At 72.0% G+C, this 13,498-nt stretch carries 12 protein-coding genes; 1 reads left to right on the top strand and 11 read right to left on the bottom strand.

Translation table 11 applies throughout. The features are described from left to right. Window positions 1-9 precede the first annotated feature (9 nt). The 8 genes from ACH35V_RS06300 to ACH35V_RS06265 all read right to left on the bottom strand — a co-directional run bounded on the left by ACH35V_RS06300 (window position 10) and on the right by ACH35V_RS06265 (window position 8,376). Entirely contained in the window at window positions 10-894 is an 885-nt protein-coding gene (locus ACH35V_RS06300) for a helix-turn-helix domain-containing protein (protein ID WP_395970566.1), read from the bottom strand. Window positions 895-1,090: 196 nt separating this feature from the next. Continuing rightward, window positions 1,091-1,900: an SAM-dependent methyltransferase gene (locus tag ACH35V_RS06295; RefSeq protein ID WP_395970565.1), complete on the bottom strand. Its 810-nt coding sequence runs from the start codon at window positions 1,898-1,900 to the stop codon at window positions 1,091-1,093. Between the two features lie 522 nt (window positions 1,901-2,422). Further along, on the bottom strand, window positions 2,423-2,845 hold the full coding sequence (locus ACH35V_RS06290; protein ID WP_395970564.1) for a VOC family protein: 423 nt from the start codon (window positions 2,843-2,845) through the stop codon (window positions 2,423-2,425). A gap of 31 nt (window positions 2,846-2,876) precedes the next feature. Continuing rightward, complete coding sequence (locus ACH35V_RS06285) at window positions 2,877-3,317, bottom strand: helix-turn-helix domain-containing protein (protein WP_395970563.1); 441 nt, start codon at window positions 3,315-3,317, stop codon at window positions 2,877-2,879. Window positions 3,318-3,436: 119 nt separating this feature from the next. Beyond that, window positions 3,437-4,780, bottom strand: coding sequence for an alpha/beta fold hydrolase (locus tag ACH35V_RS06280; protein WP_395970562.1), 1,344 nt, complete (start codon window positions 4,778-4,780; stop codon window positions 3,437-3,439). 2 nt (window positions 4,781-4,782) lie between these two features. Next, a complete protein-coding gene (locus ACH35V_RS06275; RefSeq protein ID WP_395970561.1) occupies window positions 4,783-5,109 on the bottom strand; it encodes an ArsR/SmtB family transcription factor in 327 nt (108 codons plus the stop codon). Between the two features lie 106 nt (window positions 5,110-5,215). Continuing rightward, window positions 5,216-7,645 (bottom strand): FtsX-like permease family protein, encoded by a 2,430-nt coding sequence (locus ACH35V_RS06270; RefSeq protein WP_395970560.1) that lies wholly within the window; start codon window positions 7,643-7,645, stop codon window positions 5,216-5,218. Next, complete coding sequence (locus ACH35V_RS06265; RefSeq protein WP_395970559.1) at window positions 7,645-8,376, bottom strand: ABC transporter ATP-binding protein; 732 nt, start codon at window positions 8,374-8,376, stop codon at window positions 7,645-7,647. Before ACH35V_RS06265 ends, ACH35V_RS06270 begins: the two co-directional genes overlap by 1 nt. A gap of 126 nt (window positions 8,377-8,502) precedes the next feature. On the opposite strand from ACH35V_RS06265, the gene ACH35V_RS06260 reads away from it, so the two are divergent. Beyond that, complete coding sequence (locus tag ACH35V_RS06260) at window positions 8,503-9,108, top strand: response regulator (RefSeq protein WP_395970558.1); 606 nt, start codon at window positions 8,503-8,505, stop codon at window positions 9,106-9,108. Here the strand turns inward: ACH35V_RS06260 and ACH35V_RS06255 are convergent. The 3 genes from ACH35V_RS06255 to ACH35V_RS06245 all read right to left on the bottom strand — a co-directional run bounded on the left by ACH35V_RS06255 (window position 9,105) and on the right by ACH35V_RS06245 (window position 13,253). Further along, window positions 9,105-11,237, bottom strand: coding sequence for a histidine kinase (locus ACH35V_RS06255; RefSeq protein ID WP_395970557.1), 2,133 nt, complete (start codon window positions 11,235-11,237; stop codon window positions 9,105-9,107). The two genes, ACH35V_RS06260 and ACH35V_RS06255, sit on opposite strands and share 4 nt — an antisense overlap. A gap of 121 nt (window positions 11,238-11,358) precedes the next feature. Next, window positions 11,359-12,414, bottom strand: coding sequence for an SRPBCC family protein (locus ACH35V_RS06250; RefSeq protein ID WP_395970556.1), 1,056 nt, complete (start codon window positions 12,412-12,414; stop codon window positions 11,359-11,361). Between the two features lie 11 nt (window positions 12,415-12,425). Further along, on the bottom strand, window positions 12,426-13,253 hold the full coding sequence (locus tag ACH35V_RS06245; RefSeq protein ID WP_395970555.1) for an SRPBCC family protein: 828 nt from the start codon (window positions 13,251-13,253) through the stop codon (window positions 12,426-12,428). Window positions 13,254-13,498 lie beyond the last annotated feature (245 nt).

The following is a 13,498-nucleotide window of genomic DNA, read 5'->3' as shown; positions in this document are numbered from 1 at the left end:
CGGAAACGGTCAGTAAGTGGCGAGGATGCCGGCGAGAATCCGGCTCGTGCGCTCGGGCGGGGCGGCCTCGGTGACGAGCGTGTTGAACACGTGCCAGTGCCGTTCGATCTCCACCCGGCGGACGGGGTAGAGCGCGCTGTCGGTCCGCTCCAGGTACACCATGTCCTGCAGTCCCTGCTGCGGGAACCGGACGAGCGTGAGCGGCCCGTCGCCCTCGACCCGTCCGCAGATCCCGGCCGGCGCGATCTGGACGGTCACGTTCGGCCGCTTGCACAGCTCGATGATGTGCCGAATCTGAGCGCGCATCGTGGCCGGGCCGCCGATGGGGCGCCACAGCGCCCGCTCGTCCAGGACGACCCACAGGTTGAGCGGCCGGGGCCGGCGGCGCAGGACGCGCTGGCGCCGCATCCGGAACCCGACCCGCCGGTCGACCTCGTCCTCAGGGGAGGCCTGGCGGATCAGCGCGCGGGCGTACTCCTCGGACTGAAGCAGGCCGGGGACGAACCGCGGTTCGAACGTGCGGACCAGCTTCGCCGCCTGCTCGGCGGTGAGGTAGGCCCGCACCCACACCGGGACGATGTCTCCGTCGGCGTGCCACCAGGGGTGCGCCGTGGTCTGCTCGGCGAGCGCCAGCAGGGTCGTGCGCTCGGCGTCGTCCGCGCCGTAGAGGGTGAGGAGCTCGGCGACGTCCGGCACCGAGCAGCCGGAGCGGCCGAGTTCCAGCCTCGTGATCTTGGAGTCGGATCCGCCGATCGCCGTCGCCGCGGCGGTCCGGCCGATGCCGGCCGACTCGCGGAGCGCGCGGAGCCGGCGCGCCAGCAGCAGCCTGGGGACGAGGGGATCCCCGTGCGCGGCGGTGGACTGTCTTCTGCCGGTGATCGTGACGGAGGCCAAGGGGACTCCAATCAAGGGGGACGGCGTGAGCGGCCGTATCGACTATACCTTCACAGAACGCGCTGGAAAGGGAACGGTCCGCGACGTTTCCGTGGAAGGTCTCCGCCTTGTGGCTTCGAAGACCGTCGATCTTTCCGTGGCGAATGGTTCCGCGTCACGGTTTGCGGGCCGCCCGTCACGGTTTGCGGGCCGCGCGTCAGGGTTTGCGGGCCACCCCGCACAGCGTCGGGAGCTGCTCGACCTCGACGCCGACGTCCGGGCGCCACTCGTTGACGGTCACGAGCCCCGGCTCCTCGATCTCCAGCCCCTCGAAGTAGCCGGACAGGAACTCGCGGCTGCGGAGCCGGAACGGGATGGCCCCGGTGTCGTCGTAGGCGCGCTGCGCGGCGTTGAACGCCTCGTTGTCGTCGGTGCAGTCGTCCAGGATGAGGTAGCTGCCGGGCGGCAGGCCGCCGATCAGCCCGCGCGCGACGCGCATCGCCTCGTCGGGGTCGACGATGTGCCCCATGACGTTGACGAGCAGCAGCGCGACCGGCCGCGCGAGGTCGAGGGTCTCCCCCGCCCGGTCCAGGATCGTCTTGGGATCGTGCAGGTTGCAGTCGATGTAGGCGGTGCGGCCCTCGTCCGTGCCGGTCATGAGCGCGCGCGCGTGCGCGAGGACGAGCGGGTCGTTGTCGACGTAGACGACCCTCGCCTCGGGGGCGGCGCGCTGGGCCATCTCGTGGGTGTTGTCGACCGTGGGCAGGCCGGTCCCGCAGTCCATGAACTGCCGGATGCCGCGCTCGTGGATCAGGAACCTGATCGCGCGGTCCATGAAGTAGCGGCCGGCGCGGGCGAGCGGCACGATGCCCGGGTACAGCGAGACGTACTCGTCGCCGGCGAGGCGGTCGACCTCGTAGTTGTCGGTGCCGCCGAGCCAGTAGTTCCAGATCCGGGCGGACTGCGGAACGTCAGTGTTGATCTTCGTCTCGGGCCCCTGATCCGGGCCGGGGGTGCCATCGGTCATCGGCCTGACGCTCCTTTCGGGGGGCGGCCGCGCCGCTCGCACGGGCGCCGGCGCGCGCGTTACGGCAAACCTAGACCCGGCACTCCGGGGGTGGCCAGAAAACCGAAATTCGGACCTGTCCGCATTGCCATTGAGGACATTAACGAATACGCAGAGTGGGCATGTCTCCGAGGTTGGCGTGACGGCGGTGACCAGGGGTGAATCCCGCGAAGATCCGGAGCGTCCGGCGAAACCCGCGCCGGGTCCTCGCGATGAAGCGACCGCTTACGGCCGCGCCATGATCCCCTGACCCGTCCGTACCAGGGTTCGCACCCCGCCGATCGGACATTTCGCCGCTCATGCCTTCTCGGCCCCGCCTTTGCGCCCACATCGCGATCATTTTCGCGACCGGCACCCACCGGAAGGATGACGCCCCCGCAAAACCATCCATAACGGATAATTAGGATTTCTGGCCGTCACCGTCCGCAAAGAGAAATGATCACGGGTGCGCGCAAAGGCGGTGCGCTGCGGTCGCGGCGGCGTTCAGGACCTCGCGTAGGCCTGGGTCAGGCGGATGTGGTTGCCGGACGGGTCGCGGAACGAGGAGTCGATGCCGAACGGCCGCTCCTCCGGCTTCTCGACGAACTCGACGCCGCGGTCCGTCAGCTCCTTGTACGCGGCGTGGCAGTCGTCCGTGCCGAGGAAGATCGTCCCGGCGAAGCCCTTGGCCATGAGCTCGCGGACCTGCGCGGCCGTCGCCTCGTCCATGACCGGCTCCCCGGGGAGGGCCATCAGGACGATGGAGACGTCGGGCTGCCCCACCGGGCCGACGGTCAGCCAGCGGAAACCGCCCATCTCCTGCATGGTCACATCGACGCGGACCTCCATGCCGAGCTTCCCGGTGTAGAAGGCGAGCGCCTCGTCCTGGTCGTGCACCCACAACTGCGTGCTGGCAAGCGTGATCATCGGGTTCCTCCCTGTCGGGTCGCTGGAACCCTCACGCTAGATCTGGGGCGGCGGGGGTGTCTTCTCGAAACGTCCGGTGTTTCGGGCGGCCGTATATTCGCAGGACACAGCCGGGTATCCGCGCGTAGACGGACGCCGGCGGGAACGCCGCGCGGTAGGCCGTCGGCGACATCCCGAACATGCGCGTGAAGCTCGTCGTGAACGAGCCGATGCTCTGCAGCCCGACGCCGACGCAGATCTCGGCGACGGACCGGTCGGTGGTCCGCAGCAGTGCGGCGGCGCGTTCGAGGCGGCGGGTCAGCAGGTAGGCGTGCGGCGACTCGCCGAACGCGCGCCGGAACTGGTCGCTGAAGTGCGCGCGGGACAGCCCGGCGGCGTTCGCCAGGTCGGCCACCGTGAGCGGCTCGAAGTACCGCGCGTCGGCGAGATCCTTGGCGCGCAGCAGGTGGCGGGCGGGCGGCACGGACGCCATGCCTTCAGTATGCCCCCGGCCTCTGACAGCGACCGAGGCGTCAGCGGACGAGCCGTCAGCGGACGAGCCGTCCCCGCCCCATGACGCCGTTAGGGGGCGGGGATGGATCGCAGTGGGCGTCATCCGAGCAGGAAGGCGCGTGCTTGTTCGGCGACCGGCTCCGGCGCCATCCAGAACGCGGAGTGGTCGTGGTCGGGCAGGGTCAGCACGGTGACGTTCGGCAGGAGCGCGGCCAGCGCGTCGGCGCCCTGGCGGATGAAGTCCTCGCCGTTGCCGCCGACGGCCACCGCGATCGGCGCGTCGATCGACCAGCGGTCGGCGGGCAGCGGTTTGCCGTCCTGGAGCCCGCGCATGATGCGGCCGTCGTAGGCGTAGGTGTGGGCGTACTTGGCCATGACGTCCCAGGAAGGGTCCTGCTTCATCGCGGGAATGTATTCGGCGGGGACACCGATCATCTCGGTCATGAAGTACTCGACGGCCTCGCTGCGCTTGCCCGCCGCGATCAGCGCTTCCTGGTGTTCGAGGTAGTCGGCGGGCGCCGGGGCACGGGAGTCGTCGACGATGAAGGGCGGCTCGTACAGGTAGAGCCCCGTCACTTTGCCGCCCAGCGCGCTCGCGGCGTCGAGGGCGAGGCCGCAGCCGCCCGATCCGCTGGTCAGGGCCGCGGAGCCGCCCGCGACATCGATCAGGGCGGCGACGTCGTCGATCTCGCGGGCCGGGTCGTAGGGCTGGGGGTCGCCGCTGGCGCCGCGCCCGCGGCGGTCGAAGCTGATGACGGTGAAGTGTTCGGACAGCGCCTGGGCCATGCCCGAGACGCCGGTGTGGTCTTCGGCGACATTGCTGATCAGGATGATCGCGGGGCCCGAGCCGGTCTGCTGGTAGGCGATGGTCGTGCCGTCCGCGGAGGTGACGGTGCGAAGGTCGGACATGATCGTCTCGCTTTCGGGTGAAGGTGTGCCGGTGTGCGGGGCGTCCAGCAGGTCGGCGAGCCGGTCCAGGGCCTCGGCGTAGCCTTCGGCCATCTGGAGCTCGACCGCCCGCTGCAGCGCCTGGCCGTCGGGGAAGCCCGCCGTGACCTCGACGGTGCAGCCGGCGCCGGCCGGGACGAAGGTGACCGTGGTGGGGAAGGTGCCGGTGCCGTCGGGTCGCCACGCCTGGTCGGCGAACTCGTCGTCGTAGCGCAGCTGGGCACAGGCGACGACCATCTTGTAGGTGGCGATGCTGCGGACCGGGGCGGCCGATCCGTCCACCGGCGCGATCTGGAACCGCCAGCGTCCGCCTGGACGCACGTCCATCTCGTACACGGTCGCGGCCCAGCCCTGCGGGCCCCACCAGCGACTGATCGCCTGGGGATCGGTCCAGGCCCACCACGCGCGCTCGACGCCTGCGGCGTAGGTGCGGCTGATATGGACGGTGTTGCTCGACCTGTCGATCACAATGCCGTCCGCGGTGCCTTCGGGCATGTTCAACCTCCTTGCCGGTTCGCCTCGTCGGGTGCGCGGTCGTCGTCTTCGAGGAAGGCGCCGAGGCGGTCCATCCGCTCCGACCACAGGGCGGCGAATCCCTGCGCCCAGTCGCTCAGCTCGCGCATCGCCTCGGGGTGCAGCCGGTAGATCCGCTGCTGGGCCCGCTTGGTCACCTCGACCACGCCCGCCTGGGCGAGCAGCCGCAGATGCCGGGACACCTGCGGCTGGCCCAGGCCCAGCGCGTCGACGATCGCGCCCACCGACCGCGGGCCGTCCTTGAGCAACTCGACGATCTGAAACCGGTTCGGCTCCGAGATCGCCGTCATTCGCTGTTGCACGTTGTTGACCACACCTCGAAGATACACGGGTGCGTATATACACGCAAGCATATGTAGCGAGGTTGTGCAGGACGTGGGAGCGGCGGGCGGGCGGCTAGTCGCGGGTGTTGATCGTGTCGGCGGGGCGGGCGGCCATGGCCAGCCGGGCGGGCAGGACGGTCGCGACCGCGGCGAGGAGGCCGCCCCAGGCGAGGACGCCCAAGTGCCCGAGCGGCGGGACGTGCGGCGCCCCGCCCGTCATCCCGCCGCTGAACGCGGTGAGCGTGGCCAGCGCGATCGCCGTGCCGAGGACGGACGCGACGGCGACGATCACGAGGGTCTCCCAGCCGAGCATCCGCAGGACCTGGCGGCGGGTGATCCCGACGAGGCGCAGCAGCGCGAACTCGCGGGCCCGGTCGGAGGTGGACATCGCGAGGGTGTTCACCACGGCGATCGCCGTGAACGCGATGATCAGCGCCATCGCGACCTGGTTGACCTCCGCGTTCGTGGACGCCCTGGTCTCGGCGATGGCGGCGGCGTCCGTGGTGGGCAGGCCCGCGGGCGGCGTCCCGGCGATCAGGAGGGTGCCGCGCGGGTCGTCCACGTGGGCGGCGAGCAGGTCGCGGGACACGGTGAGGTCGCCGAATCCGAGGCCGCGCTCGTACACGGCGATCACCGTGGGCGCGATGGGCGTGCCGTCGCCGAGGGTGAGGCGCAGCCTGTCGCCGGGACGGACGTCGAGCCGGTCGGCGGCGGTGGCGCTCACGGCGATCGTGGACGGGTTCAGGTTCCGCAGCGAGCCGTCGCGGACGCCCAGGTCCATGGTGCGCTCCAGGCCGCCGGGCGTGACGCCCTGGATCGCGTAGTTCTCCAGGTCCACGCGGACGGTGCTCTGCAGGACCTCGGTCACGGCCGTCACGCCGGGCGAGCGGCGGATCTCTTCGGCGAGGCTGTGCGGCGCCTTGGGCCCGGCGACGTGAGCGGCGATCGTGCCGTCCGTCGCCTGGCGTGTCGCGGCATGGCCCATCGTGGTCTGGGAGAACAGGATCGTCGCGGTCAGGCCCGTCATCAGCGTGAGCGGCACCATGACGGACGCGACCCGCCGCGCCCCGGCCCCGAGGTTCGCCGCGGCCAGCCCCCCGCCGACGGGGAACAGCCGCAGCGGCACGGACAGCGCGGCCACGGCGGCGCGCGCGATGGCCGGGCCGAGCAGCGACACGGCGACCGTCCACACGAGCGCGGTCAGCATCGTGACCGGGCTGGACGCCGCCTCCGTGTTCAGCCCGGAAAGCACGATGGTCAGGACGATCGCGCCCGCGGTGACGGCGAGACCGGCGACGATCCGGACGGCGCCGAGCCGGGGCCGCCGAAGCGCCGCGTCCCCGAGCGCCTCGACCGGACGGATCCGGGCCGTTCGCCGCGCGGTGATCCGGGCCGCGGCGAACGCGGCGACGATCGCGGCCAGCGTCGCGGCGAACGCGGGGAACGGGCTGACGACCAGGTCGAGGTTGGGCGGCAGCGCGTCGAGCGCGCGGAACCTGTCCCGCAGCCAGAAGGCCAGCGGCAGCCCGGCCAAGGCGCCGAGCGGCCCCGCGACGAGCCCGACCAGCAGCGCCTCACGGCCGATCATCCGGCGGACCTGGCGGGGCGTGGCGGCGACGGCCCGCAGCAGCGCGATCTCCCGCTCGCGCTGCTGCACCGACAGCGCGAACGTCCCGGACACGACGAGGATCGCGACGAGCAGGGCCGTCCCGCCGAGCGCGCCGCCCATGCTGATCAGCTTGATCCGCGACTTCTCCGCGCCGAGGAACTCCGCCTTGCCCCGGTCTTCGCCGGTGTGGACGGTGGCTCCGGTGCCGCGCACGGCGTCCTCGATCGCCTTCTCGGAGCCGTGCGCTCCGATGGCGGTGACCATGCCGTTCCGTCCGGACAGGTGGGCGGCCTGGGCGGTGGTGAAGAAGACGGCGGTCTGGTGCTTGAGGGACTGCTCGGTGACGCCGACGACGCGGTACGTCCCAGGGGTGGTCGAGGCGACCTTCACGGTTGCGCCTGGACGGAGGTTCTTCGCCTGGGCCGTCGCAGCGTCGATGACGATTTCGTTGTTCGCGGTGGGGGCTCGTCCGTCCCGGATGGTGAACGGAGTGAGGGCGGCGGATTCCCACCCATGACCCCACGATTCGCGGTCGTCGTCGGCGGAATCGCTGATTTCGGCGGGGAACGACACCTCGGCGACCACGTTCCGCACACCGTCCGCTTGCCTGACCTTGTCGGCGACGGACGCCGGCAGCCAGGCACGCTCGGCGATCGCCTTCGCCTTGTGCTTTTTCTTGCCTTTCTTCTTCGTGTACGTCTTGTAGACGAACTGGTCCCCAGTGACGATGACCGGAGAGCCCGCGTACCGTTCGGGTGCGACAGAGCCGCGCAGTCCCGTGTCGAGCAGGACACCGCACGCGCAGACCAACGCGGCAGCGCACAGAAGCGCCACGAACGCGCCCGCGAATCCCGCCTTGCGGTGCCGCAGCGTGCTGAGAACGAGCCAGAGCATCACTTCCACGCCCCCAGCCGGGTCATGCGCGCCGCGACCTTGTCGCTGGACGGCGCGTCCATCGAGTCGACGATGTGCCCGTCGGCCAGGAAGAGCACGGTGTCGGCGTAGGAGGCGGCGACCGGGTCGTGCGTGACCATCACGACCGTCTGGCCCATGTCGTCCACCGTTTCCCGCAGGAGGGTGAGGACGTCCCGGGCCGTCATGGTGTCGAGCGCGCCAGTCGGCTCGTCTCCGAACACCACGTCCGGACGCGTCACCAGCGCGCGGGCGATCGCGACCCGCTGCTGCTGCCCGCCCGACAGCTGGCCCGGACGATGCCCTGCCCGGTCCGCCAATCCGACGCGGGCGACCACGTCCGACAGCCACACCTTGTCGACCGGTGTCCGCGACAGGCGGAGCGGCAGCGTGATGTTCTGCGCGACGGTCAGCGACGGCACCAGGTTGAACGCCTGGAACACGAACCCGACCCGCTTCCTGCGCAGCTCGGTCAGCTTCGTCTCGTTCATCGCGGACAGGTCCGTGCCGCCCAGCCGGACGCTGCCCGACGTCGGCGTGTCGAGCCCGGCGGCGCAGTGCAGGAACGTGCTCTTGCCCGACCCGGACGGCCCCATGACCGCCGTGAACCGCCCGCGCGGGACGGACGCCGTCACCTCCCGCAGCGCCGCGACCGCTCCCCTGCCCCGCCCGTAAACCTTGCTCACCGTCTCCAGCCTCACTGCTTCGCTCATGCCCATAAGTCTTCTGACCTGCGGCTTCGCGGGCCAGAGACGTGATCACCGGGCACCCGTGATCTCGTCATGGGTCCGGCCGTGACCGCGTCGCCGGTACGCCCGAGTCGCTGGTACACATGAGGGGTGATCAAGGTGCTCCTGGCGGACGACCACCATGTCGTCCGCAGCGCCCTCGCCGGTCTGCTGGGCCTCGAACCCGACCTGACCGTGGTGGCGGAGGTGGACCGCGGCGACGAGGTGCTGCCCGCGGCGCGCTCGGCGGGCCCGGACGTCGCCGTCCTCGACATCGACATGCCCGGCCTGGACGGTCTCGCCGCGGCGGCCGCGCTCCACGCCGCCATGCCGGAGGTCGCGGTGCTCGTCCTGACCGGGCACGGGAAGCCCGGGCATCTGCGCCGCGCACTGACGGCGGGCGTCCGCGGCTTCCTGCTGAAGACGTCGCCGCCGGAGGAACTGGCCGCCGGGATCCGCACGGTCGCGGCGGGCGGGCGCGTCCTCGACCCGAAGCTCGCCCTCACCGCCTGGGACATCGCCGACAACCCGCTCACCCCGCGCGAGACGGACGTGCTGCGCCTCGCCGCCGAGGGAGCCGAGGCGCCGGAGATCGCGGAACGCCTCCACCTGTCGGCCGGGACGGTCCGCAACTACCTGACCGCCGCCGTCACCAAGCTCAACGCGCGGAACCGCACGGACGCCGCCCGCATCGCCCGCGAAGCGGGCTGGCTCTAGGCCGACCGGCCGATCTCCGCTTCGAGGCGGAACCGGCCGGTGCCGTCGGCGCGGGCGCTGAGCGTCCCGCCGTGCGAGGCGAGCCGCGTGGTCAGGTTCCCGATGCCCGAGCCGGGCGGCGTGCGCGGCGCGGCCGGGTCGAGCCCGTCGTTCTCCACCACCAGCCGCACGGTGTCGCCGTCCCGCTCCGTGCGGATGGTGCAGCGCGTCGCGGCGCTGTGCCGCAGCACGTTCGTCACGGCCTCGCGCAGCACCGTCCCGAGCACCGCCGACGCATCACCGTCGACGGCATGCTCGGTCTTGGCGTCGACCTCGACGCCGGCCGCCGTGAGCACCGACCGCGCGGACGCCACCTCCCCGTCCAGCGAGAGGTCGGCGGCGCCGCCCGTCGCGGTGCGGAGATCGTCGCGGGCCTGCTCCGCCATCGCGGCGACCTCGGCCAGTTCCGTGCGGGCGCGCTCCGCGTCGGCGCCGGCCAGCCGCCGCGCCAGCTCACATTTGAGGAGGATCGCCGCCAGGCTGTGCCCGAGCAGATCGTGCAGGTCCCTGGCCGCCCGCAGCCGTTCCTGGACGGTCGCCGCCCGCGCCAGCTCCGCCCCCGCGACCTGCAGATCCCGCACCAGCCTCGCCAGCCGGACGAGCCCATACACGACAAGGCCGGTCACCAGCGTGCTGACCGTGTAGTTGACGACCGCCGCCGTCCCGAGGCCGAGCGCCGCGGCGGCCCCGCCGACCCCCGCCATCACCGCCGCCACCAGCGGAGCCGCGGCCCGGACGGGAAGGCCGACCAGGAACGTCCCCGCGAGGACGCCGGAGACGCCGAGCCACGCCTCACCGAACACCGGGACGAGTGCGGCGCCGAGCACGGCGAGGATCAGCGGCCACGCTCTCGGCCGTCCGCGGCTCGTCCAGAGCAACTGCGCCACCGCGATCAGCGCCAGGACGGCCGCCGCGCCCGCCCATCGCGGTCCCCACGGGACCAGCAGCAGGCCCTTCACACAGAACCCGGCCAGCACGGCCGCGAGGAGGGTCAGCGAGAGCCGGTACGCCGAACGGTCGGGGACCGGGACGGCGCGGTCGCCGGCGTCCACGACCGCCTCCACGACGAACCGGCCGTCGTCGCTGAGCCCTGCGGAGAACGCGCCGCCCGCCTCCCGGACGCGCTCCGCCGCTTCCTCCAGGCCCTCTTCACCGCGCGCCGCCGTGCGCACCCCGTCGTTGGCGACGCGCAGCCTGACGGCGCCGCCGCTCTCGGACGTCTCGATCGAGCAGGCGCGGGCCGACCCCGTCCGGACCACGTCCGTGACGGCCTCCCGCAGCACCAGGGCGAGCAGCGCCCCGGCCGGGCCGAGCGGTTCGCGGTGCCCGGTCCGCACGTCCGCCCGGACGTCCGCCGCCTCCAGCAGGGCCCGCGCGGCCGCCGCCTCGGGCGCCAGCGACATGCTCCGGAAGTCCGCCGCGGCGGCACGCGCGTCGTTCAGCGACCGCCGGGCGACCGCCAGCACGTCCCCGATCGCGTCGGGACGCTCCACCGCCCGCCGCGTGCCGTCCGAGATCGCCGCGAGCCCGTCGCCGAGGCCCTTGTTCAGCTCCGCCGCGATCCGCAGCCGTTCCCGCTCGACCGCCGCCACGGTGAGCGGCAGCCGCGCCGCCGCCGTGTCGTCCGCCCGATCGGCCAGCCTGACCAGCCCATACGTCACCAGCCCGATCAGCAGGCACGTGATCGTGACGTCGACGACGCTCGCGCCGCCGTCCAGGCCGTCCCGCAGGACGTCGATCAGCGCCGCGCTGCCCACGACCCCCGCCGCGATCGGCCACGCGCCCGCCGACAGCAGCGCGCCCGCGACGAAGCCGAGCATCCCCACGGACGTCCCGAAGGCGATCACCGCCGTGTAAGCGGCCAGGGCCTGCCCGAACACGACCGGGACGCCGCGCCACCGCTCGAACCGCGGGACGACCCACACGAGTTGCAGCGCGAGAACCAGCGCGACCAGTGCGGCCGCCGTCCCGACCCGCGTGACGCCGTCCGTCCGGGACGGGGCGGCCAGGAGGTAGACGCCGGCGAACGACGTCAGCACGACACCGACGATGACCCGCGCCACGCGCGGGTCATGCATCGGCTCGGCCACTGCCCCTCAACTCCCCCGCCAGAAAACTCTCACCACAGCCAACCAGAGGAACCGGGATGCGGCGTCCGGCGGCCCGGCCCGGGGGCGGGGCGGGGTCAGGGGCGGGGGTCAGGGGCGGGGGTCAGCGGGCCTCTTCGTACTCCTTCTCGCGGTCCCTGCGGTCGCGTTCCTCCTCGTCCAGCGCCTCGTCGTGCGTCCGGACGACCTCGCTGTCGTGGATCTCGCCGCGCCAGCCCTCGACGTCGTCGGGACGCGTGAGCGACTGCGTCATCACGAAGCGGCGGAAGTGCTTCAGCTCCAGCCGGACGCGGCGGCCCTGCGCCCGCCACATGTTCGCGGTCCGCTCGAAGAGGCCCTGCGGGTGGTATTCGAGGACGAGCAGGACGCGGGTCAGGTTCGGCGACAGCTTGTGGAAGCTGACCGTCCCGTCCACGTGTCCCTTGGAGCCCTTGGACCGCCACACGATGTGCTCGTCCGGGACCTGCTCGACGATCGTCGACTCCCACGTCCGGCTGGACCAGAAGATCTTCGCCTTCCAGTGCAGCTTCCCGTCCTCCGTCTGGTCGACGCTGACGACCTTCTTCATGAAGGACGGGTAGTCCTGGAACCGCGTCCACTGGTCGTAGACGAGGCGGCGCGGCGCACCGATGTCGATGTGCTCGACGATGTTGGTGACCTTCACCTTCTTCCCGCCGCCCTTGCCGCCGCCCTTCGCGCCGTCCTTGGAGTCGCCCTTGGCCTCGTCCTTGGAGCCGTTCTGGCCGATGCCGGGAAGGACGCCGGTGGCGGTGTCCTTGACCCCGGCGGCCGTGCTCTTGACGCCGGCGGCCGTGCCCTTGAGGCGTCCGAACACCCCCGGGCCCGACTGCTCTGAGTTCTTCCCAGCGGCCTTGGCCTTGGCCTTGCCTTTCCGCTTCTTCTGCTCGTTCTCCTGCGCGTCCGCCTCGCCGGACGAGCCCTGGCCGTTGCGGCGTCCGCTGAGCGCGCGGTTGGCGGCGACGGCCGCGCCCGCGCCGAGCAGGACGCCGCCTGCCGTACCGGCGGTCCGCTTGCCGGGCAGGTTCTTCGCGATGCCGTTGACGCCGCCCAGGCCGGGGATCCGCCTGCCGCGGCGGCCGGGCAGCCGTTTGGTGATGGTTCCGACGGGCAACCGGCCCATCCGGTTTCCGCGTTTCATGATTCGCTTCCTCACTGGGGGGTTGTGACGATCTCGCCGTCGCGGATCTCGCCGCGCCAGCCCTCGACCTCGTCGGGACGGGTCAGCGCCCGCGTCATCACGTGGCGGCGAAAATGTTTGAGTTCGAGGCGGGCACGGCGTCCCTGGGCGCGCCAGAGGTTGCCGGTCCGCTCGAAGAGACCGGCCGGGCGGTATTCGAGGACGAGCAGGACGCGGGTCAGGTTCGGCGACAGTTCGTGGAAGCTGACCGTCCCGTCCGCGTGCCCCTTCGGGCCCTTGGACCGCCACACGATGTGCCGGTCGGGGACCTGCTCGACGATCGTCGACTCCCACGTCCGGCTCGACCAGAAGATCTTCGCCTTCCAGCGCAGCTTCCCCTCCTCCGTCTGGTCGACGCTGACGACCTTCTTCATGAAGGACGGGAAGTCCTCGAACCGCGTCCACTGGTCGTAGACGAGTCGGCGCGGGGCGCCCACGTCGGTCTGTTCAACGATGTTGGTCGGCTTCCCCCTTCGTCCGCGCCCGAAGATGCGGGCGAGGGTCTCCTTCAGGGCCGTCCAGCCGAAGCTCAGCAGCGCGCGGAACGGTGACTTGCCCTCGTGCAGCGCCTTGACCCCGGCCAGGGCGGCCTTGACGAGCGGCCCGCCCTGCTCGGCCGCGGCCGTGAGACGCCGGACGGCGCGCTCCAGACTCCGCTCAAGCCGCTGGACGAGCCGCTGGGCGAGCCGGTCGACGAGCCGCTGGGCGAACCCGCCCGGCGTCCGGCGGCCGAGGCGGCGCGCAGAGATCGCGGCCACCGTTCCGCCGGCCCCGGCGGCCAGCCCCGTCCGAAAGCTCATGTCCCCTCGCCAGCCCCTTTCCGCCTTGCCGGTCCCTTTTCGCTGGTGCCCGTTCCAGGCACGGCGCCGCATTACCCGGTCAAGGCAGGGCAAAACAGACCCCAGGCCAGGGAGAGGCGAGAAGGCCGCCGGACCACCCGCGAGCGGCCTCCGGGCAGGTGGCCACATCAGGACGCGGCCCACCGGACGCGATGCACTCGACGCGAACGGCCGGACACCCGTCGTCACCCCGATCAGACCAGCCC

This window comes from Actinomadura sp. 1N219 (assembly GCF_044326405.1).
GTDB lineage: Bacteria > Actinomycetota > Actinomycetes > Streptosporangiales > Streptosporangiaceae > Spirillospora.
The sequence above is the reverse complement of the archived record's forward strand: the minus strand, read 5'-3'. Positions and strand labels throughout refer to the sequence as shown.

Bases quoted from the DNA above. Each gene is read 5' to 3' on its own strand.
- ACH35V_RS06295 (WP_395970565.1), bottom strand. From the start codon at position 1,900: ATGACCGATGGCACCCCCGGCCCGGATCAGGGGCCCGAGACGAAGATC.
- ACH35V_RS06290 (WP_395970564.1), bottom strand. From the start codon at position 2,845: ATGATCACGCTTGCCAGCACGCAGTTGTGGGTGCACGACCAGGACGAG.
- ACH35V_RS06285 (WP_395970563.1), bottom strand. From the start codon at position 3,317: ATGGCGTCCGTGCCGCCCGCCCGCCACCTGCTGCGCGCCAAGGATCTC.
- ACH35V_RS06280 (WP_395970562.1), bottom strand. From the start codon at position 4,780: ATGCCCGAAGGCACCGCGGACGGCATTGTGATCGACAGGTCGAGCAAC.
- ACH35V_RS06275 (WP_395970561.1), bottom strand. From the start codon at position 5,109: ATGACGGCGATCTCGGAGCCGAACCGGTTTCAGATCGTCGAGTTGCTC.
- ACH35V_RS06270 (WP_395970560.1), bottom strand. From the start codon at position 7,645: ATGCTCTGGCTCGTTCTCAGCACGCTGCGGCACCGCAAGGCGGGATTC.
- ACH35V_RS06265 (WP_395970559.1), bottom strand. From the start codon at position 8,376: ATGAGCGAAGCAGTGAGGCTGGAGACGGTGAGCAAGGTTTACGGGCGG.
- ACH35V_RS06250 (WP_395970556.1), bottom strand. From the start codon at position 12,414: ATGAAACGCGGAAACCGGATGGGCCGGTTGCCCGTCGGAACCATCACC.
- ACH35V_RS06245 (WP_395970555.1), bottom strand. From the start codon at position 13,253: ATGAGCTTTCGGACGGGGCTGGCCGCCGGGGCCGGCGGAACGGTGGCC.